17 protein-coding genes are annotated in these 19,787 nt (G+C 67.0%); all 17 read left to right on the plus strand.

From position 1 onward, the window contains the following. Positions 1-886 precede the first annotated feature (886 nt). The 17 genes from BRSPCE3_RS17335 to BRSPCE3_RS17415 all read left to right on the plus strand — a co-directional run bounded on the left by BRSPCE3_RS17335 (position 887) and on the right by BRSPCE3_RS17415 (position 19,768). Positions 887-2,137: an ABC transporter substrate-binding protein gene (locus tag BRSPCE3_RS17335; protein WP_244067157.1), complete on the plus strand. Its 1,251-nt coding sequence runs from the start codon at positions 887-889 to the stop codon at positions 2,135-2,137. A gap of 138 nt (positions 2,138-2,275) precedes the next feature. Further along, the gene (locus BRSPCE3_RS17340; RefSeq protein WP_244067158.1) at positions 2,276-3,094 is read left to right on the plus strand and encodes a helix-turn-helix transcriptional regulator; all 819 of its coding nucleotides are present in this window, start codon (positions 2,276-2,278) and stop codon (positions 3,092-3,094) included. Between the two features lie 121 nt (positions 3,095-3,215). Further along, complete coding sequence (locus BRSPCE3_RS17345; RefSeq protein WP_244067159.1) at positions 3,216-4,226, plus strand: branched-chain amino acid ABC transporter permease; 1,011 nt, start codon at positions 3,216-3,218, stop codon at positions 4,224-4,226. A 3-nt stretch (positions 4,227-4,229) separates the two neighbouring features. Next, positions 4,230-5,315, plus strand: a complete 1,086-nt coding sequence (locus tag BRSPCE3_RS17350) for a branched-chain amino acid ABC transporter permease (RefSeq protein WP_244067160.1) — start codon at positions 4,230-4,232, stop codon at positions 5,313-5,315. Then, positions 5,308-6,090, plus strand: a complete 783-nt coding sequence (locus BRSPCE3_RS17355; protein ID WP_207835482.1) for an ABC transporter ATP-binding protein — start codon at positions 5,308-5,310, stop codon at positions 6,088-6,090. Before BRSPCE3_RS17350 ends, BRSPCE3_RS17355 begins: the two co-directional genes overlap by 8 nt. Continuing rightward, complete coding sequence (locus BRSPCE3_RS17360; RefSeq protein ID WP_244067161.1) at positions 6,083-8,296, plus strand: ABC transporter permease; 2,214 nt, start codon at positions 6,083-6,085, stop codon at positions 8,294-8,296. The genes BRSPCE3_RS17355 and BRSPCE3_RS17360 overlap by 8 nt, the downstream gene beginning before the upstream one ends. A gap of 3 nt (positions 8,297-8,299) precedes the next feature. Then, complete coding sequence (locus tag BRSPCE3_RS17365; RefSeq protein ID WP_244067162.1) at positions 8,300-9,133, plus strand: phosphoenolpyruvate hydrolase family protein; 834 nt, start codon at positions 8,300-8,302, stop codon at positions 9,131-9,133. A 26-nt stretch (positions 9,134-9,159) separates the two neighbouring features. Beyond that, the gene (locus BRSPCE3_RS17370) at positions 9,160-12,045 is read left to right on the plus strand and encodes a flotillin family protein (protein WP_244067163.1); all 2,886 of its coding nucleotides are present in this window, start codon (positions 9,160-9,162) and stop codon (positions 12,043-12,045) included. Between the two features lie 9 nt (positions 12,046-12,054). Then, positions 12,055-12,492, plus strand: a complete 438-nt coding sequence (locus BRSPCE3_RS17375) for an SRPBCC family protein (RefSeq protein WP_028338488.1) — start codon at positions 12,055-12,057, stop codon at positions 12,490-12,492. A gap of 3 nt (positions 12,493-12,495) precedes the next feature. Further along, positions 12,496-12,939, plus strand: a complete 444-nt coding sequence (locus tag BRSPCE3_RS17380; RefSeq protein ID WP_106326045.1) for an SRPBCC family protein — start codon at positions 12,496-12,498, stop codon at positions 12,937-12,939. Between the two features lie 14 nt (positions 12,940-12,953). Then, positions 12,954-13,772: a xanthine dehydrogenase family protein subunit M gene (locus BRSPCE3_RS17385; RefSeq protein WP_244067164.1), complete on the plus strand. Its 819-nt coding sequence runs from the start codon at positions 12,954-12,956 to the stop codon at positions 13,770-13,772. Between the two features lie 5 nt (positions 13,773-13,777). After that, positions 13,778-14,257, plus strand: a complete 480-nt coding sequence (locus tag BRSPCE3_RS17390) for a (2Fe-2S)-binding protein (RefSeq protein ID WP_244067165.1) — start codon at positions 13,778-13,780, stop codon at positions 14,255-14,257. A 12-nt stretch (positions 14,258-14,269) separates the two neighbouring features. Next, on the plus strand, positions 14,270-15,850 hold the full coding sequence (locus tag BRSPCE3_RS17395) for a xanthine dehydrogenase family protein molybdopterin-binding subunit (protein WP_244067166.1): 1,581 nt from the start codon (positions 14,270-14,272) through the stop codon (positions 15,848-15,850). 2 nt (positions 15,851-15,852) lie between these two features. Further along, positions 15,853-16,875, plus strand: a complete 1,023-nt coding sequence (locus BRSPCE3_RS17400) for a xanthine dehydrogenase family protein molybdopterin-binding subunit (protein ID WP_028333322.1) — start codon at positions 15,853-15,855, stop codon at positions 16,873-16,875. 9 nt (positions 16,876-16,884) lie between these two features. Next, positions 16,885-17,766 carry a MoxR family ATPase gene (locus BRSPCE3_RS17405; protein WP_244067167.1) on the plus strand — a complete coding sequence of 294 codons (882 nt, stop codon included), beginning with the start codon at positions 16,885-16,887 and terminating at the stop codon, positions 17,764-17,766. Further along, positions 17,763-18,881 (plus strand): VWA domain-containing protein, encoded by a 1,119-nt coding sequence (locus tag BRSPCE3_RS17410; protein ID WP_244067168.1) that lies wholly within the window; start codon positions 17,763-17,765, stop codon positions 18,879-18,881. Before BRSPCE3_RS17405 ends, BRSPCE3_RS17410 begins: the two co-directional genes overlap by 4 nt. Further along, a complete protein-coding gene (locus BRSPCE3_RS17415; RefSeq protein ID WP_244067169.1) occupies positions 18,878-19,768 on the plus strand; it encodes an amidohydrolase in 891 nt (296 codons plus the stop codon). Before BRSPCE3_RS17410 ends, BRSPCE3_RS17415 begins: the two co-directional genes overlap by 4 nt. Positions 19,769-19,787: the final 19 nt, after the last annotated feature.

Raw genomic sequence — 19,787 nt, forward strand, 5'->3', positions numbered from 1 at the left:
CAGCGCAGACTGATCGGTTCTAGCTTGCGGGCGGATGTCGAACTCTCACGGGTCGGCTCCAGGCCGCGCAATCACAATTATTCGCTTTTTCAGAACTTACTGTTGACGCGACACCCAACTCAGCGGTCTAATGCGCGCGTCTCACCCGATCGAGGGACGCTGCGCATCGTCAGGAGTGTTGCGGTGAGATGCGGTGGACGCCGAGGTCACGACAGACGACGCGTGATTGGAGCGGACGGTGAAGTCGTGTGGTCCTGACGCCCTAGCGGCAGGTGTCTTCGTGCAAGACGCGTTGCGTCATGCACGGGCGGTGACAAGCAAGCCCAGTCTCGCCGGGGAGAGCACGTATAAGCCGTAACCCATCGCGCAGGGAAAGCCGGGTTGTTTCCGGTTACACCTGTGGTCCTACCTCCCGCGTTTTTCATTACGCGGGACCCATGGGTGCGATCGGCACCCGGCTTTGCCTGCGCCCTCTGATTTCAGGGCGGCGAAATGAAGAGCAAAGCTCGGGCAAACATGTCGCGAGAATGCGAAGCTGCGTCCTTATCCTCAACTGTCATCGCCCGGCCTGCGCGCAATTGCGCACATGGACCGGGCGATCCAGTACGCCGCGGCCTCGCGATTCAAGCACTGCTGCCTCTGGAATACTGGATCACCCGCTTTCGCGGGTGATGACACCGAACAAGACCGAACAGAACTCCGCGACATTGCGCCGCGAATCGCGCTGCGGCGCAACAATCAAAATGAGACTGCCCGTTAAGCCACATGGCGGCGACGACATCCGCGCCGCGCCCGCCTTCGGCTAGCTTTGCCGGCAACAACCGGACGTCCGTCAGCCTTGTTCAGGCCAGGTGGACGCCGGCGACAACACAGAGGGAGGACCGCGATGTTGAAGGGCAGTTTAGGACTGATTGCATTGAGCAGCCTGTTGCTTTCGGGCACGGCGTTCGCTCAGGAGAAGATCAAGGTCGGCGTCACCGCAACGCTCGAAGGCACCTATACCGTGCTCGGCGAGGATGGCATGCGCGGGCACCAGACCGCGCTCAACGTGCTCGGCAAGAAGATCGGCGACAAGGAGCTCGAATTCATCGTCGCCTCGACCGACGCAACGCCGGACTCCGCGGTGCGCGCGGTGCGCAAGCTGATCGAGCAGGACAAGGTGCAGATCCTGCTGTCGCCGCTGTCCGGCGACGAGGGCATCGCGGTCAAGAATTTTGCAAAAACCCATCCGGAGCTGACTTTCGTCAACGCCGCCTCCGGCGCGCAGGAGACGACCTATGTCGATCCGGCGCCGAACTTCTTCCGCTACAACATGGACGGCGCGCAGTGGCAGGTCGGCCTCGGCAAATACGCCTATGAGACCAAGGGCTATCGCAAGATCGCCACCGTCGGCGAGGACTACTCCTTCATCTACACCCAGGTGTTCGGCCTGGTGCTCGAATTCTGCGGCGCCGGCGGCCAGGTCACCAACCGGCAATGGGTGCCGCTCGGCACCAAGGACTTCGCCTCCGTGATCGCTGCGCTTCCCGACGATGTCGATGCGATCTATCTCGGCCTCGGCGGCGCCGACGCCGTCAACTTCCTCAACCAGTATCAGCAGGCCGGCGGCAAGGCGCATCTGATGGGCGGCTCGATCATGATCGACCAGACCATCCTGTCCTCGAAGGGCAGCGCCAAGAACGCGCTGATCGGCACCATCGCCGCGAGCGGCCAGGCCGATACCTGGGAGGATCCGGGCTGGCAGAAATTCGTGAAGGCCTATCAGGACTCCTTCCCGGAGAACAAACGCTTCCCGAGCCCGTCGCTGCTCGCCACCAACTATTACGGCTCGACGATGGCGCTGATCCTGGCGCTGCGGCAGGTCAATGGCGACCTCTCCAACAACCAGGCCAAGCTGAAGGACGCGCTGGCCAAGATCGAGATCGACGCGCCCAACGGCAAGATCAAGCTCGATTCCAACCGCCAGGCGATCGGCACCAACTTCGTCACCGAGGTGGTCGATGACGGCAAGGGCGCGCTGTTCTCCAAGGTCGTGAAGGTGATCCCGAACGTCAACCAGACGCTGGGCTACGATCCGGCGGTGTTCGCCAAGATCGGCCTGCCGAGCCGCACGGTCCCGGAGTGCAAGAAGTACTGACGTATTTGCTGCAGGTGCGAGCAAGCCGGCCGTGACGAAGGCGCGCGGTTGCATGAACAGCCCTGCTCGCCCTTGCTTTCCGCGGGCGGATGATGAACGCTTGTCGAAAAGACAAGAACATCCCGCGGGAGGGGAGGCATGAGCAGGGCGCTTGCCGTCTTCCACGGCCGGTTCGGTCGCGCGACGGTCTATCAGTTGAACCGTCCCTTCAACGTGCATGCGCACCGCGAAGGGCACCTGATCTTTCATGTCGGCGGCACGCCGGCCCAGATCGACGTCTCGGAGCAGCGCCTGCTGCTCAAGGACGACACCGTGGTCGCGGTCAACCCGTGGGAACCGCACAATTTCCTGCCGACCGATATGGACCACGGCGCGATCTTCTTCGTGCTCTATGTCAACGCCGAATGGTTCACGCCGCAGCCCGCCAGTGCGCAGGGGCTGCGCTTCGGCCGCACCTTCTTTCCGCGCACCGAGGCGCTCGACCGGCTGATCCGCCGCACCGCAGCACTCGTGTGCGGCGCGCCCTCGCTGCGCAGCCTGGATTGCGAGCTCAGGCAGCTGATCGATTCCTGCTACGAGGAGAGCTGGCAGGCGACGCAGGATGCGCGCGCCGCTGCCGCCGTGACCGATTTCCGGGTCCGCAAATCGATCAAGCTGATGTCGGAAAGCCCCGGCGCCGAGATCGAGCTCGACGCGATCGCGCGCGAAGCCGGGCTGTCGCGGCCACACTTCTACCGGCTGTTCCGCACCCAGACCGGCGTCACCCCTCACCTCTACATGAACACGCTGATCATGGAGCAGGCGCTGGATGCGCTGGTCGCGACCGAGGCGCCGATCGCCGACATCGGCTTCGATCTCGGCTTCTCCTCGCAGAGCGGTTTCACCCGCTTCTTCGCCGCCAATGTCGGCATGGCCCCGACCGACTATCGCCGCGCCGCCAAGGTGTTGCGGCCGTAACGGAGTTCCGGAGCAGACGATAAAAGATACTCTCGATCAAATCCCACGCTTTCACCCTCGGTAGGATGAACGGACACGCGGCCCGGCAGACGGTCGCGACATCCGAGGGAACGCGACGGAGATGGCCAGGTTCATCGAACGCCATCCGGCCTGGGCGCTGATCGTGATCATCGCGGTCGCGGTACTCGCGTGGCTGGTGTTCGCGATCTGGCCGCCGGGGCTGGAGGCCGCGATCGGCCGCAAGCGCGTGTTCCTCAATGCCGTCTTGAACGGCATCACGCTCGGCGGGCTGTATTTCCTGGTCGCCAGCGGCTTCACGCTGATCTTCGGGTTGATGCGCAACGTCAACCTCGCGCACGGCTCGCTCTATCTGTTCGGCGGCTATATCGGCTACGCTGTCAGCACCTGGACCGGATCGTGGATCCTCTCCTTCATCGTCGCCTTCATCGCGGTGGCGTTGGTCGGCGTGATCCTGCAACTCGCCGTGTTCCGCCGCATGGAGGGGCAGGACCTCAGGCAGACCATGGTGACGATCGGGCTGTCGATCGTGTTCGCCGATCTGATGCTGTGGGTGTTCGGCGGCGACTTCTACCAGGTCCAGACCCCGAGCTGGCTGATCGGCCCGATACAATTGCCGCTGCTCACCGCGATCAAATCGTCGGGCGAGCCGGTCTATCTGCAATATCCGCTGGTGCGGCTGGTGATCTTCGCCGCCTCCGTCGTGATCGGGATCGCGATGTGGCTGGCGCTCAACCGCACGCGGATCGGCATGATCGTGCGCGCCGGGGTCGACGACCGCGACATCCTGGCCGCGACCGGGGTGCGGATCCAGCTGGTATTCGTGCTGGTGTTCGCGCTCGGCGCGGGCCTTGCCGGCATCGCCGGCGTGGTCGGCGGCACCTTCCAGTCGCTGTCGCCGGGCGAGGACACCCGGTTCCTGCTCGCTTCGCTGGTCGTCGTGATCGTCGGCGGCATGGGCTCGATCCCGGGAGCTGCGCTCGGCGCCGTCATCATCGGCCTCGCCGAACAGCTCGGCTCGGTCTACATCCCGACCTACGCCATCGTCGTCACCTTCCTGATCATGGTGCTGGTGCTGGCAGTCCGCCCGCAGGGCCTGCTCGCGAGGCGATGACAGATGTCTCTGCTTCAGAGCACCCAGCTGCGCCCCGACCCGTCCGCCAACGCAACCCGCCGCGCCTTGATCCGGGCCTGGCCGGAATTCCAGAATCCGGCCGCCTGGCTGGTCGCGCTGATCCTGGTGATCATGCCGCTGATCGCCAACGGCTTCTTCCTGATCGAGATCTTCGCCACCACGCTGATCCTCGGCATCATCGCGCTGAGCCTGATGTTCCTCGCCGGCTATGGCGGCATGGTCAGCCTGATGCAGCTCACCATCGCCGGTTTCGCCGGCTACATGGTCGCGGTGTTCGGCGTCAGCGGCAACGCCAACATCAGCCTCGGCTGGCCGTGGTGGCTGGCAACGCCGATGGCGCTGGCGCTGGCGACGCTGTTCGGCACGCTCGGCGGCGCGCTCGCGGTGCGCACCGAGGGCATCTACACCATCATGATCACGCTCGCGATCGGTGCCGCCTTCTACTACTTCACCAACCAGAACTGGGCGATCTTCAACGGCCACACCGGCATCAACACCGTCGCGACGCCGCATTTCTGGGGCGTCGACTGGCGCAGCGACATCGCCTTCTACTACGTGACACTCGGCGTCGCCGCGATCTGCTACTTCGCCGTCCAGTACGTCTCGCGCGCGCCGTTCGGCCTCGCGCTGCAGGGCGTCCGCGACAATTCCCGCCGCATGGCGGCGCTCGGCTTCAATCCGAACGCGCACCGCATCGCGGCCTACGCCTTCGCCGCCTTCATCGCGGCACTCGGCGGCGTGCTGCAGGTCTGGAACTACCGGCAGATCTCGCCCGGCTCGGTCAGCGTCGGCGCCTGCATCGACGTCCTGATCATCGCCGTGGTCGGCGGCATCACGCGGCCGATCGGCCCGTTCATCGGCGCGCTGATCTTCGTGCTGCTGCGCACCTTCGCGCTCGACGTGCTGATCAAGTTCGGCCTCGACGGCAACCGCTTCCGCCTGCTGATCGGGCTCGGCTTCCTCGCCATCGTGTTCTGGTCGTCCGACGGCGTGATCGGCCTCTGGGAGCGCTGGCGACGCCGCAATGTATCCCCGGCACAACGTTCAGGCGGAGGCCGCCATGGATAGCGTCGCGCAGCGGCTGTCCGTGGTCGGCGCCGGTGCTGCGCTGGAGCTGCGCGGCGTGACCCGGCTGTTCGGCGCGCTCGCGGCGCTGACCGACGTCACCATCACCGTGCGCCCCGGCGAACGCCGCGCGGTGCTCGGCTCGAACGGCGCCGGCAAGACCACGCTGTTCAATTGCATCACCGGCGACTTTCCACCCTCCTCCGGCACGATCCGCTTCTTCGGCGAGGACATCACCCAGTTCCCGCCCTATGAGCGGATCCGCCGGGGCTTGCGCCGCACCTACCAGATCTCGGCGCTGTTCCCCGGTCTCACGGTGCAGGACAACGTCTATCTCGCCTGCCGCGGCGTCTCGCGCGGCCGCTTCTCGTTGCTGCGCCCTGGACAGAACGACGCGCTGATGCACGCGACCGAAACGCTGGTGCAGGCCGTGCACCTTGCCGGCGTCAAGGACCAGCGCGTCGCCGAACTCGCGCATGGCCAGCAACGCCAGCTCGAGATCGCGCTGGCGCTGGCCGGCGCGCCGCGCTTCATCCTGTTCGACGAGCCGGCGGCGGGACTGTCACCGACCGAGCGGCGCGAGCTGATCGAGATCCTGACCTCGCTGCCGGCGCATATCGGCTACATCATCATCGAGCACGACATGGACGTCGCGCTGCGCGTGGTCGAGAGCGTAACGATGATGCACAACGGCCGCATCTTCAAGGAAGGCCTGCCGCGCGAGATCGAATCCGATCCCGAGGTGCAGCAGCTTTATCTCGGAGGCGGCCATGAATGACCGCCGCGCCGCGCCCGCGCTCGAGGTGAAGGGCCTCGACGTCTATTACGGCCATTCGCACGCGCTGCAGGGCGTCGATCTCACGCTCGACAGCGGCGTGTTCTCGGTGGTCGGCCGCAACGGCATGGGCAAGACCACGCTGTGCAAGGCGATCATGGGCCTGGTCCGCGCCAGCAGCGGTTCGATCCGGATCCGCGGCGAGGAAGTCACGCGGCTCAATCCGGCGCGGATCGCCCGGCTCGGCGTCGGCTACGTGCCGCAGGGCCGGCGGCTGTGGCGCTCGCTCACCGTCGACGAGCACCTCGCGCTGGCCGGCGGCCTGCGCCGCGGCGCCTGGACCATCGAGCGGATCTACGACACCTTCCCGCGCCTCGCCGAGCGCAAGACCAATGGCGGCAACCAGCTCTCCGGCGGCGAACAGCAGATGCTCGCGATCTCGCGCGCCCTGCTCACCAACCCGCAGCTCCTGATCATGGACGAGCCGACCGAGGGCCTTGCACCCGTCATCGTCGCGCAGGTCGAGGAGATGCTGCTGCGGCTCGGCGATGAGGGCGATATCTCGATCCTCGTCATCGAGCAGAATATCGGCGTCGCGACGGCGGTGTCGCGCAACGTCGCCATCATGGTCAATGGCCGGATCAACCGCATCATCGACTCCGCACGTCTCGCCACCGACCGCGAGCTGCAGCAGCGCTTGCTCGGCGTCGGCACCCACGGCGCGGACGAGACCGACGCCGAGACGGCGCCGGCGAGAGCCGAAGCCGCAGGCACGGCGCAGCCGGAGCGCAAGGGGCCGACCCGCGTCTACATATCCAATCCCGTGCTGCCGACGCGCTGGTCGCAGCCGGTGCCGATCGCTCGCATCGAAGCTGCGGCGCGGACCCAGTCCACGGGAGTTACGAGACTCGAAGAGGCGACGCGCCAGCGGCGCGAGCCGGCAACAACGTCCCGGATCTCCGGACCGCCTGTCGTGCTGGTCGTCGGCACACTCGATACCAAAGGCGCTGAGCTGCGCTTCATTCGCGACATCATCGCGGGCAGCGGGCTGCGCACGCGGCTGGTCGACGTCTCGACCAGCGGCAAGGCGGCGAGCTGCGACGTCACCGCGCAGGAGATCGCACTGAATCATGGCCGCGGCGGCTCCGGCGTGTTCGGTGCCGATCGCGGCGCCTCGGTGACCGCAATGGCGGACGCGTTCGAGCGATGGCTGCGCCGCCAGGGTAACGTCGCCGGCATCATCTCCGCGGGCGGTTCGGGCGGCGCATCGCTGGTCGCGCCCGGCATGCGCGCGCTCCCGGTCGGCGTACCGAAGCTGATCATCTCCTCGGTCGCCTCCGGCGACGTCGGGCCCTATGTCGGCCCCGCCGACATCACCATGATGTATTCGGTGACCGACGTGCAGGGCCTGAACTCGATCTCGCGCACCGTGCTCGGCAATGGCGCCCACGCGCTGGCCGGCATGGTCAAGGCGCGGCTCGACGCGCAGGTGAGCAAGCAGCGCGATACGGCGACAAATCTTCCAGCTATCGGCATCACGATGTTCGGCGTCACCACGCCGGCGGTGCAGAAAATCGCGGCCGACCTGCGTCAAGATTTCGAGTGCCTGGTCTTCCACGCCACCGGCGTCGGCGGCCGCTCGATGGAGAAGCTGGTCGAGTCCGGACAACTCGCCGGCGTGATCGATCTCACCACGACGGAGGTCTGCGACCTCTTGATGGGCGGCGTGTTCCCGGCGACCGAGGATCGCTTCGGCGCCATCATCCGCAGCCGCGTGCCCTATGTCGGCTCGGTCGGCGCGCTGGACATGGTGAACTTCGGCGCACCCGACACGATTCCGGAACGCTACCGGCAACGCAAATTCCACGTCCACAATCCGCAGGTCACCCTGATGCGGACCACGCCGGAAGAGAACGAGCGGATCGGCCGCTGGATCGGCGAGCGGCTCAACCAGATGGATGGGCCGGTGCGCTTCTTCCTGGCCGAGGGCGGCGTCTCCGCGCTGGATGCGCCCGGCCAGCCGTTCTGGGATCCGGATGCCGACGCGGCGCTGTTCAGCGCGCTGGAGCGGACCGTGCGCCAGACCGGCAGCCGGCAGATCATCCGCATCAAGCGCAACATCAACGATCCCGAGTTCACCGCCGGCATCGTCAACGCGTTCCGGCCATTGCTCGGACGCGCCGGTGGCCGGCGGAGAGTGGCGAGGTGACCCATGCCCAGGTTTGAACGCGCGGCGCTGTTGAAGAAGTTTCACGCCATGATCGCACGCGGCGAGCCGATCGTCGGCGGCGGCGCCGGCACCGGGCTGTCGGCAAAATGCGAGGAGGCCGGCGGCGTCGACCTGATCGTGATCTATAATTCCGGCCGCTACCGCATGGCCGGCCGCGGCTCGCTCGCCGGGCTGATGCCTTACGGCGACGCCAACGCCATCGTCGTCGAGATGGCCGGCGAGGTCCTGCCGGTGGTGACAAAAACGCCGGTGCTGGCCGGCGTCAACGGAACCGATCCGTTCCGCGACATGGACGCATTCCTCGACCAATTGAAGGCGCTCGGCTTCTCCGGGGTGCAGAACTTTCCGACCGTCGGGCTGATCGACGGCACCTTCCGCGCCAATCTCGAAGAGACCGGAATGTCCTATGCGCTCGAGATCGACATGATCGCGAAGGCGCATGACAAGAACATGCTGACCACGCCCTATGTGTTCAGCGAGCAGGAGGCGACCGCAATGGCGATCGCCGGCGCCGACATCATCGTCTGCCACATGGGGCTGACGACGGGCGGCACGATCGGCGCGCAGACTGCGCCGAAGCTCGTCGATTGCCCGGCCCGGATCGAGGCCTGGGCCGACGCCGCGCTCAGCGTCAATTCCGAGATCATCGTGCTCGCGCATGGCGGTCCGATCGCGGATCCCGCAGATGCCGATTTCATCATGAAGCAGACCCGCAACTGCCACGGATTCTACGGCGCTTCCTCGATGGAGCGCCTGCCGGTGGAGCGGGCGCTGACGGATCAGGTTCGCAAGTTCAAGGCGATCGGCGCGCGCTAGAGCCGCTGTGACCAAGGGAGGAAGAGATGTCGGGGATGTTGGTCGGTGAATTGATCCTCTGGCTCATCGTCGCAATCGTCGCGATCGTCATCATCGTTTACGTCGTGAACTGGCTGTATCACCGCTCGTCGAAGGAAGTCTCCTTCGTCCGCACCGGATTCCTCGGCGAACGCGTGGTGATCAATGGCGGCGCCTTCGTGCTGCCGTTCATCCACGACTACACGCCGGTCAACATGAACGTGCTGCCGATGGGCATCGTGCGCTCCCGGCAGGACGCCGTGATCACCCGCGACCGCATGCGCGTCGACATCGAGGCCGATTTCTACGTCCGGGTCGAGCCGACCCGCGAGGCGGTCTCGATCGCCGCCGCCACGCTCGGCCGCCGCACCATGGAGCCCGAGCAGCTGCACACCCTGCTTTCCGGCAAGTTCATCTCCGCGATCCGCTCGGTGGCCTCGGAAATGACGATGGAGCAGATGCACGAGCAGCGCGGCGACTATGTCGCGCGCGTCAAGGCCAATGCCGCCGAGGCGCTGGCGCAGAACGGCCTCGAGCTGGAGTCGGTCGCGATCACCGATCTCGACCAGACCGACCTCGAATACTTCAATCCCTCGAACCGCTTCGACGCCGAGGGCTTGACCCGGCTGATGGAGGACATCGAAGCCAAGCGCAAGCTGCGCAACGACATCGAGCAGGACTCGATGATCAAGATTCGCTCCCGCAATCTTGAAGCCGAGCGGCAGGCACTGGAGATCGAGCGCGAGAGCGAGACCGCACGCCTCGAGCAGGAACGCGACATCGAGATGCGGCGCGCCCTGCAGCGTACCGAAGTCGCCCGCGAGCGCGCGCTGCGCGAGACCGAGGCCGAGCAGGCCCAGATCACCGCGCGGGAAGCCATCGAGAAGGCGCGCATCGCCAACGAGCAGGCGATCACCGAGGCCCGGATCGCCTCGGAGCGCGAGACCCGGCATCGGGAGATCGAGCGCACCCGCGCCGTCGAGGAGCGGGAACTGCTGGCGCGCGAGGAGATCGAGAAGGCCAGGATCGCCAACCAGCGCTCGGTCGACACCACCCGCATCGCATCGGAGCGTGAGGTGCGCCAGCGCGAGATCGAGCGGATGCGCACGGTCGAGGAAGCCGAAATTTCTGCCCGCGAGGCGATCGAGAAGGCCCGGATCCAGCAGGACCGCGTCATCACCGACGCGCGCATCGCCAATGAGGAAGAGACCCGCCGGCGCGAGATCGAGCGGACCCGCGCGGTCGACGAGGCCGAGATCGCGGCCCGCGAGGCCACCGAGAAGGCGCGTATCGCCCAGACCATGACGGTCAATGTCGAACGCATCTCCTCCGACGAGCGCACCCGGGCGCTGGAGATCCAGCAGGTCCGCACCATCCAGGAAGCCGAGATCGAGGCGCAGAAGTCGGTCGAGGCCGCCCGTATCGTCAGAGAGAAGACGCTGGCCGCCGAGCGCATTGCCGCCGACCACACCACGCGTAAGCTCGAGATCGAGCGCAACCAGGCAATCGAGATCGCCGGCATCACTGCGCGCGACGCCACCGAAGCGTCGCGTATCGCGCAGGAGGAACATGTCCGTTCACTCGAGATCGCACGCACCCGCGCGATCGAGGAAGCCGATATCGCCTCGCGCGAGGCGATCGAGGCGGCACGGATCTCGCAGGAGAAGTCGGTCGCGGCACAGCGCATCCGCGCCGAACGTGAGACCCGTGGACTGGAGATCGCGCGCACCGAGGCGATCGAGGCCGCCGAGTTGAAGCGCCGCGACGCCATCGAGCGGCAGCGGATCGATGTCGAGCTGACGCTGGAAAGCGAGCGCATCGCCTCGTCACGGGCCCGCGAGGTGCTCAACATCGACCAGAAGCGAGCGATCGAGCTCGCGGACGAGGAGCGCGTGATCGCGCTCGCCGCCAAACGTTCCGAGCGCATCGATGCCGACCGGCAGGTCCGGCAGGCCGAGATCGTGGCCCGCAAGGAAGTCGACACCACCGACGTCTCGCGCGAGCAGGCGCTGGAGGCGGCGCGGATCGAGCGGCGCCGTGCGATCGAGCAGCTCGAGGTCGCCCGCAACCAGTCGCTGCAGGAGGCCGAAATCGCCGCCCGCGAGGAGGTCGAGCGCGCCCGCATTGCGTCGGACCGCGGCCTCGACGAGGCAAGGGTCGGTCGCGAGCGCGACCTGCGTAAGCTCGAGGTCAACCGCGAGAAGGAAGTCGAAACGGCATTGATGGAAAAGGCAATCGCGCTTTACCAGAAGTCCCTGGAAGAATCGGCCGCCAAGGCCGCGGCGGAAGACGCGCGTGTGGGCGCGACCGAGGCCGCCGAGCGTGTCATCACGGCGCGTGAAAGCGAGATCGCCAAGCGGCGCAAGACCGTCGAGGTGCTGCTGGCCGAGAAGCAGGCCGAGGAGACCAGGATCGCCGCCGAAGCGGAACGGGTGCGCGCCGCGGTCGAGGCCGAGGCCCAGCGTATGCTCAACGAGGCCGAGAACGTGCTGACCGACCAGGCGCGCTACTCGCTGTTCCGCCGCAAACTGCTCGACCGGATCGAAGGCATCGTGCGCGAGAGCGTCAAGCCGATGGAGAAGATCGAGGGCATCCGCATCCTCCAGGTCGACGGCCTCAACGGCAATGGCGGCGGCGCCGGCCGCAGCGCTACCGACGAGGTGATCGACTCCGCGCTGCGCTACCGGGTGCAGGCGCCGCTGATCGACTCGATCCTGTCCGACATCGGCGTCGAGGGCGGCAGCCTCGCCAAGATGCCCGGCCTGATCCGTGAGGCCCGCGACATGCAGGGCATCAAGGACTCCGCAAGGAAGGGCGGCGGTGAGGCCAAGCCGGCAGCGCCCGAGGGCGGCGGCGAGCCGCGCCCCGAACGCACGCCGCGCAAGAAGGACTGAGCTCGCAACATGGCACGGGTTTACGTCTCCACTGTCGTCAACGCCCGCAATGACCGGGTCTGGGCTCGTGTGCGCGATTTCAACGGGCTGCCGAACTGGCATCCCGCAATCGCGGAGAGCCGCATCGAGGGCGGCGAGCCATCCGACAAGATCGGCTGCGTCAGGGATTTCCGGCTGCGCAACGGTGACCGGATCCGCGAGAAGCTGCTCGGCCTGTCCGACTACGACATGTTCTGCACCTACTCGATCCTGGAATCGCCGATGGGCGTCGAGAACTACGTGGCGACCTTGCGGCTCACGCCAGTCACTGACGGCGACCAGACCTTCCTGGAATGGACGGCCGAGTTCGACTGTGCGCCGGAGCGTGAGACCGAGCTCGTCAACAATATCGGCGGCGGCGTGTTCCAGGGCGGGTTCGACGCGCTGAAGCGGGCGTTCGGGGGCTAGGCCGTGCCGCATATCGTCAAAAGCACGATCCTGGATGCACCGACCGATGCGGTCTGGGCCGTGCTGCGCGATTTCAACGGCCATGACCGCTGGCACCCGGCGGTCGCGACCAGCGGCATCGAGCGCGCGCAGCCCTCCGACAAGATCGGCTGCGTCCGGCGGTTCAAGCTAAAGGACGGCGCCGAGCTGCGCGAACAGCTGCTGGCGCTGTCCGACCTGGAACAGAGCTTCAGCTACTGCCTGCTCGATACGCCGATCCCGATGTTCAACTACGTGGCGCATGTCCGCCTGCTGCCGGTCACCGACGGCGACCGCACCTTCTGGCACTGGGAATCGCGCTTCACGACGCGGACCGAGGACCGGGATCGCATCACGCAGATGGTTTCGGAAGACATTTACCAGGCCGGCTTTGAGGCGATCCGCCGGCATCTGAAGGAGGCCGCGTAAGCGGAAAACACATCATGCCAGTCACGGTGAAGACCTTCACCAGCACCCATGACGCCGCGGCGGCGCTGTCGTCGGATCACAGCGCCCGCTATCTCGGCGGCGGCACGCTGGTGATGCGGGCGCTGAACGAGGGCGACATTTCGATCTCGACCGTGGTGCGCGCCAGCGACCAGGCGATGACGCGGGTCGATGCGTCCGGCTCGCGCATCACGCTCGGTGCCGGCGTCACCTTCGCCCGCATCCTGGCCGAGCGCGATCTCGCTTTCCTGCACGCCCCTGCCCGCTCGATCGGCGGACCGGCGGTGCGCAACATGGGCACGGTCGGCGGCAACCTGTTCGCGCCGGTGCCGTATGGCGACTTCACGGTCGCGATGCTCGCGCTCGATGCGGTCGTGTCAGTGCAGGGTGGGCTTGGCGGCCGTGAAATTGCGCTCGAGGAATTCCTGCAATCGCGCGATCGACAGGCCGGCACGCTGGTGCTGGCGATCTCCTTCGCCAAGCCCGGCAGCGCGGACGCTTTCCGCTACCGCAAGATCGCGCGCATCAAGCCCAAGGGGGGCGCGGTGATCACGCTCGCGGCGCACCTGCCGGTCAACGGCAGCCGCATCGTCGGCGCCCGCGTCGCGCTCGGCTCGATGGCACCGACGCCGATTCGTGCCCGCGCTGCCGAACGCGCGCTGGAAGGCCGCGCGCTCGATGCGTCCGCGATCAACTCGGCCGCGTCGGCGGCGGTCGAAGGAACCTCCCCCGGCGACAATGCGCTCGCCAGCGCGTGGTATCGCCGCGAGATCGTCGGCGTGCATCTCCGCCGTCTATTGTCCGGTCAGGAATAATCGCGATGGCCAAGACCGCCCTCCAATTCCAGCATAACGGCCGCGACGTCGCGATCTTCGTCGACGGCGGCACCAATCTCCTGGTCGCGCTGCGCGAGCTGATCGGCGACATGACGCCGAAATTCGGCTGCGGTCAGGGCGGCTGCGGCACCTGCAGCGTGCTGATCGACGGTGAACTGCATCTCTCCTGCCTGACGCTGGCAGAGATGGTCGCCGGCCGGTCGGTCGAGACGCTTGACGGCATCAAGGACGGTCCCAATCTGCACCCGCTGCAGCGCGCCTTCGCCGACAATTTCGCCGCGCAATGCGGCTATTGCACGCCGGGCATGCTGATGGCCGCGAAGGCGCTGCTCGACCGCAATCCGCAGCCGAGCCGCGCAGAGGTCGTCGAGGCGATCTCCGGCAATATCTGCCGCTGCACCGGCTACGAGCCGATCATCAACGCCGTGCTGGCTGCCGCCTCCGGCGGCCGGGCTCGCGCGTAAGGGAACAGTGCCATGCTGGAATTGCGCAAGGACCTCTTCGCCGACGAGCGCGACGATAATCTGAAGGAAATCGGCAAGGGCACGCAGCGCCAGGACATGCTCGGCCATGTCACCGGCACCTCGCCCTATTTCGACGACCACAAGCTGCAAGGCATGCTGCATCTGAAGGTGGTGCGCAGCGCCCATTCCCATGCGCGGCTGCGGCGCATCGACACGTCCGAGGCCGAACGGTCGCAGGGCGTGCGGCGGGTGATCCGCGCCACCGACGTGCCGCGCAACCTGAACACGCTTCTCAGCCTGATCAATTTCGGCAAGGACGACGAGCCGTCGCTTGCCGTCGACAAGGTGCGCTACAAGGGCGAACCGATCGTCGCCATCGTCGCCGACAGCCCGCGCGAGGCCTTTGAGGCGATTGCGAAGGTCAAGATCGACTATGAACCGCTGCCGGCGGTGTTCGACGTCGAGGAGGCGCTGAAGCCCGGCGCACCCGTGGTCAACGAGGTCTACCCCAAGAACACCTTCACCTATCACGAGACCTACGATCGCCAGCAGCTGCGCTTCGGTGATGCCGACCGCGCGCTCGCCACCGCCGATCATGTGCTGGAGCAGCGCTACCAGATGTCGCCGATCGAGCACGCGCCGACCGAGACCAACGGCTCGATCGCGGCGCCCGACACCAATGGCCGCTACATCGTCTACACCTCGACGCAGGCGCTGTTCTTCTCGGTCGACACCTGCGCCAAGATCCTCGACGTTCCCTCCAACACCTTCCACTTCATCGGCGGCACCGTCGGCGGCGGCTTCGGCGGCAAGGTCGATACCTTGACCGAGCCGCTCTGCATCCTCGGCGCGATGCTGACCGGCCGCCCGGTACGCTACGTGTTCGGGCGCGAGGAGGAGATGCAATACGGCCCACCGCGTGGCGCCGAGCGCATCTACATCAAGGATGGCGTGATGCGCGACGGCCGCGTCGTCGCGCGCAAGGTGCGCGCCTATTTCGACAGCGGCGCCTATACGCGGCTGTCGAGCTACGCGGCGGTGAAATGCGCCGCGCATCTGCCCGGCCCCTACACGATCCCGAACGTCCATGGCGACGTCTACTGCGTCTTCACCAACCGCACGCCCGCAACCGCGATGCGCGGATTCGGCGTCACGGCGATGGACTTTGCGATCGAATGCCAGATGGACAAGCTGGCTCACCTGGTCGGCATGGACCCGATGGAGTTCCGGATTCTCAATGCGTATCGCGACGGCGACATGAAGGCGCATCGCCGCGAGGCCAAGAACACCGCCCTGATCGAATGCGTGCAGGTCGCCGCGGAGAAGGCCAAATGGCCGCTCCGCGAGGAGTTCAAGCGGATGTCGTCGCGCAAGGATGGCGGCGGGATCCGTGCCGCGGTGCCGTCGACGCCACGTGAATCACATGCACCGCCGGTCACGCCATCCCAGCCGCGTACGACATATGATCGCGCCCCGGCAGCGAGCCGCGAGCCGCCGCCACCTCCGCCGGCGCCTCCCTCCCCGCCGCGGCCGAGCGCGCCATCGCATGGCGCTACCCGCTTCTCTTCCGTCTTCGGCACCAGGAGGCGCTGACCATGACCAGGCATCGCGGACGCGGCATCGCGTCGGTCAATTACCCCATCGGCATGAATCTCGGCGGCGATCCGAGTCAGGCGCTGGTGCATTCCAACCCAAGCGGCAAGTTCACGGTGGCGCTGTCCTCGATCGATCTCGGCCAGGGCATGAAGTCGGTGACCCGGCAGATCTGCGCCGAAACGCTCGGCGTGCCGGTCGAGGACGTCTATGTCGACACCGCTGACTCCGACACCGGCCCGCATTGCATGGGCTCGTTCGCCTCGCGCGGCACCCATCGCGTCGGCAATGCCGTGATGGCGGCGGCGCGGGAAGCCCGCGGCGTCATGATGGAGGCCGCCGCCGAAGAGCTTGAGGTGAATGCCGCCGATCTCGAGACCGACGGCCGCGGCAACATCCATGTGAAAGGCGCGCCGCACCGCTCGATCTCGACCAAGGACGTCGCGATCGCCGCGCAGTTCAAGCAGGGCAAGACGATCTCGGGCCGCGGCATCTTCCTGGTGCCGCTCTCCGACGTCGACCCCGAAACCGGCGAGATGTCGCCGGCGACGTGCTACGCGCATGCCTGCCTGGTCGCCGAGGTCGAGGTCGACGACGAGACCGGCGAGGTCGACATGGTCCGGATGGATTCCGCCTACGAGCTCGGCCGCGCGCTCAATCCGCGGCTGGTCGAGCAGCAGCTGGTCGGCGGCGCCTGGATGGGCGTCAGCCACGCGCTCTACGAGACGCCGGAGCCTTATTATCCGGAGCCGGTTCATGGCCCGCGCGATTTCGTCGAATATCTGATGCCAGGCCCTGGCGATATCTGCCCGCACGACATCGCGGTGCTGGAACGCCCCGCGCCCGACGGCCCGTTCGGTGCCAAGGGGCCCGGCGAGATGTGCGCCAACCCGGTGCTGCCCGCCGTCGCGAACGCGATCTTCAACGCAGTCGGGGTGCGGATCGACGATTTGCCGATCACGCCGGAGAAAGTGTTGCGCGCGATCAAGGCGCAGGGCGGCGCGCGGCCGCAACCGCGGCGCTGAGGTCGCTTCATGCCGGTCCGCAGCAACATCGTCGGCATCGACAGCCCCGAGGCGCTGGAGAAGGCGCTGCGCGCGGCCTATTACCTCGCCGACGACGGCATCGCGACGGCCTCCTATCTCTCGCTCGCACTCGGAAAGCCGCTGCTGCTCGAGGGCGCGCCGGGCGTCGGCAAGACCGAGGCTGCGAAAGCGATCGCCGCCGTGCTCGGCCGCCGGTTGATCCGCCTGCAATGTTATGAGGGCATCGACGCCTCGGCTGCGCTCTACGAGTGGAACTATCCGCGCCAGATGCTGGCGATCCGGCAGGCCGGCGAGGAGAGCATCGACATCTACGGCGAGTCGTTCCTGATCGAACGCCCGATGCTGGCCGCATTGCGCGCACCCGACGCGACCGTATTGCTGATCGATGAAATCGACCGCGCCGATCAGGAGTTCGAGGCGTTCCTGCTCGAATTCCTCTCCGACTTCCAGATCTCGATCCCCGAGCGCGGCACCATCCGCGCCGCCGAGCATCCGGTGGTGGTGCTGACCTCGAACCGGACGCGCGATTTGCACGAGGCGCTGCGGCGGCGCTGCGTCTATCACTGGATCGACTATCCGAATGCCGAGCGCGAGGCGCGGATCGTGATGATGCGCGCTTCCAGCGTCGCCGAGGCCACTGCCCGCGCCGTGGTCGCCGCCGTCGGCCGGCTGCGTCGCGAGCCGCTGAGCAAGGCGCCGGGTATAGCCGAGGCGGTCGACTGGGCGGAGGCCGCGACCCTGCTCAACAAGGGCGGCGCGCGCTGGCCGGACGCGTTCAAGCGCTCGATCGGCGTCGCGTTGAAGGACGAGGAGGACCTGCATTACATTTCTCCCCGGCTCGATGCGATCATCGCGGAGGCGGCCGCGTGAGTGACGACCTCCAGTTGCCGCGCGCCGCGCGGATCTTCGTGTCGTTCGTCGCGCTGCTGCGCGCCAACGGCTTCTCGGTCGCGCCGGAGCAGACCACGAGCTTCCTGGCTGCGATCGAACTGCTCGGGCCGCGCAGCCTCGAGCACATCCACCAGGCCGGGCTTGCCACGCTGGCGCCGCCGCCCGAGCGCCGCACGACGTATGACCGGCTGTTCGACATCCATTTCCGCGGAGCCGAGGCGATCGAGCGGGCCGAGGGCGAGGACGAGGAGACCGTCCGCCTGCAAGAGGAAGGAAGCGGCGAGGACGAGCCGCCGCTCGCCGACGAAGCCAACGAATCGGGCCTCGCCGCGGCGCGCGCCAAGGCGCTGGTCGAGCGCAGATTTGCGCAAGTCCCGATCAGCGATCCGCTGCGGCAACTCTCGCGCGAAGCAGCACGGCGGTTGCCGCGACGGCGCGGCCACCGGCGGCGGCGTGCGCGCAGCGGACCGTTCGCCGATCTGCGCCGCACGCTGCGTGACAGCGTGCGCAATGACGGCGAGGTGCTGCGGCTCGGCCGGATGCGCCGCCGCCAGCGCCCACGCAAGATCCTGTTCCTGATCGACGTCTCCGGCTCGATGAAGGCGCGCACCGAGGAGAACATGCGGCTGGCGCACGCGCTGGTGCAGGCGGCCGGCAATGTCGAGGTGTTCACCTTCGGCACGCGGCTGACCCGGGTCACATCGGCGCTGCGGCTGAAGCGGCGCGAGCAGGCGTTGAGCGCGGCCTCGTTCCTGGTCAGCGACTGGGACGGCGGCACCCGCATCGGCGACGCGCTGCAGGCGTTCCTCGCGGTGCCGCGGTTCGGCGGCTATGCCCGCGGCGCCGCGGTCGTGATCGTCTCCGACGGCCTCGAGCGCGGCGATCCGACCGCGCTGCGCGATGCGGTGGCAAAGCTGTCGCGGCGGGCCTGGCGGGTGAGCTGGCTGACGCCGCTCGCGAGTGCGCCCGGCTTCAAGCCGCAGACCGAGGCGCTGATCGCGATCCAGCGCTTTGTCGATGATCTCTTGGACGGCGGATCGAGCGCGGCGGTGGTCGCCCATCTGCTGTCGCTCGGAGCGAGGAGAGCTGCGTGACTGGAATTATCGACGGACATCATCACATCTGGCGTCAGGCCGATCTCGCCTGGCTGTCGGGCCCGATGCAGCCGCGCATCTTCGGGCCATATGAGCCGATCCGCCGCGACTATCCGATTCAAGAGTATCTCGACGACCTCAAGGACACCGGCGCCACCCGCTCGGTCTATGTCCAGACCAACTGGCCGAACGGCCAGTTCGAGAACGAAGCCGCCTGGGTGCAGCAGACCGCAGATGCGCACGGCTGGCCGCACGCGCTGGTCGCCTATGCCGATTTCTCCGTCGACGACGTCCGGCCGCAGCTCGATCGGTTGCGGCGCTATCCGCTGGTGCGCGGCGTGCGCATGCAGCTGCACTGGCACGAGAACCCGCTTTACCGCTTTGCGGCCCGTCCCGATCTCTGCACCGATCCGGTGATCCGGCGCAATATCGCGCACCTCACCGACTATGGCTGGAGCTTCGATCTGCAGGTGTTCGCGCCGCAGATGGCCGATGCCGCCGGCCTTGCCGCAGCCTGCCCGGACGTCACCTTCATCCTGCAGCATGCCGGCATGCTGGAGGATCTGTCGCCGCAGGGCCGCGCCGCCTGGCGCGCCGGCATGGCGCGGCTCGCGCAATGCCCGAACGTGGTGTCGAAGCTGTCCGGGCTTGGCACCTTCATTCATCGCAACGATGCCGCGCACATCGCCGGCATCGTGATGGACACGGTCGCGATCTTCGGCGCGGAGCGCTGCCTGTTCGGCTCGAACTTTCCGATCGAGAAGCTGTGGACCAGCTATCGCGATCTCATCGGCGCCTTCAAGACGGCGGCCGAACGGCTCAGCACGGAGCAGCGTGAAGCGATCTTCAGCACAACGGCAGCGCGGGTCTACCGGCTGGGGCCATAGGCGCGACGCGCACACGGAC

Source organism: Bradyrhizobium sp. Ce-3, assembly GCF_022835695.1.
Taxonomy (GTDB): Bacteria; Pseudomonadota; Alphaproteobacteria; order Rhizobiales; family Xanthobacteraceae; genus Bradyrhizobium.

Bases quoted from the DNA above. Each gene is read 5' to 3' on its own strand.
- BRSPCE3_RS17335 (WP_244067157.1), top strand. From the start codon at position 887: ATGTTGAAGGGCAGTTTAGGACTGATTGCATTGAGCAGCCTGTTGCTT.
- BRSPCE3_RS17340 (WP_244067158.1), top strand. From the start codon at position 2,276: ATGAGCAGGGCGCTTGCCGTCTTCCACGGCCGGTTCGGTCGCGCGACG.
- BRSPCE3_RS17345 (WP_244067159.1), top strand. From the start codon at position 3,216: ATGGCCAGGTTCATCGAACGCCATCCGGCCTGGGCGCTGATCGTGATC.
- BRSPCE3_RS17350 (WP_244067160.1), top strand. From the start codon at position 4,230: ATGTCTCTGCTTCAGAGCACCCAGCTGCGCCCCGACCCGTCCGCCAAC.
- BRSPCE3_RS17355 (WP_207835482.1), top strand. From the start codon at position 5,308: ATGGATAGCGTCGCGCAGCGGCTGTCCGTGGTCGGCGCCGGTGCTGCG.
- BRSPCE3_RS17360 (WP_244067161.1), top strand. From the start codon at position 6,083: ATGAATGACCGCCGCGCCGCGCCCGCGCTCGAGGTGAAGGGCCTCGAC.
- BRSPCE3_RS17365 (WP_244067162.1), top strand. From the start codon at position 8,300: ATGCCCAGGTTTGAACGCGCGGCGCTGTTGAAGAAGTTTCACGCCATG.
- BRSPCE3_RS17370 (WP_244067163.1), top strand. From the start codon at position 9,160: ATGTCGGGGATGTTGGTCGGTGAATTGATCCTCTGGCTCATCGTCGCA.
- BRSPCE3_RS17375 (WP_028338488.1), top strand. From the start codon at position 12,055: ATGGCACGGGTTTACGTCTCCACTGTCGTCAACGCCCGCAATGACCGG.
- BRSPCE3_RS17385 (WP_244067164.1), top strand. From the start codon at position 12,954: ATGCCAGTCACGGTGAAGACCTTCACCAGCACCCATGACGCCGCGGCG.
- BRSPCE3_RS17390 (WP_244067165.1), top strand. From the start codon at position 13,778: ATGGCCAAGACCGCCCTCCAATTCCAGCATAACGGCCGCGACGTCGCG.
- BRSPCE3_RS17395 (WP_244067166.1), top strand. From the start codon at position 14,270: ATGCTGGAATTGCGCAAGGACCTCTTCGCCGACGAGCGCGACGATAAT.
- BRSPCE3_RS17400 (WP_028333322.1), top strand. From the start codon at position 15,853: ATGACCAGGCATCGCGGACGCGGCATCGCGTCGGTCAATTACCCCATC.
- BRSPCE3_RS17405 (WP_244067167.1), top strand. From the start codon at position 16,885: ATGCCGGTCCGCAGCAACATCGTCGGCATCGACAGCCCCGAGGCGCTG.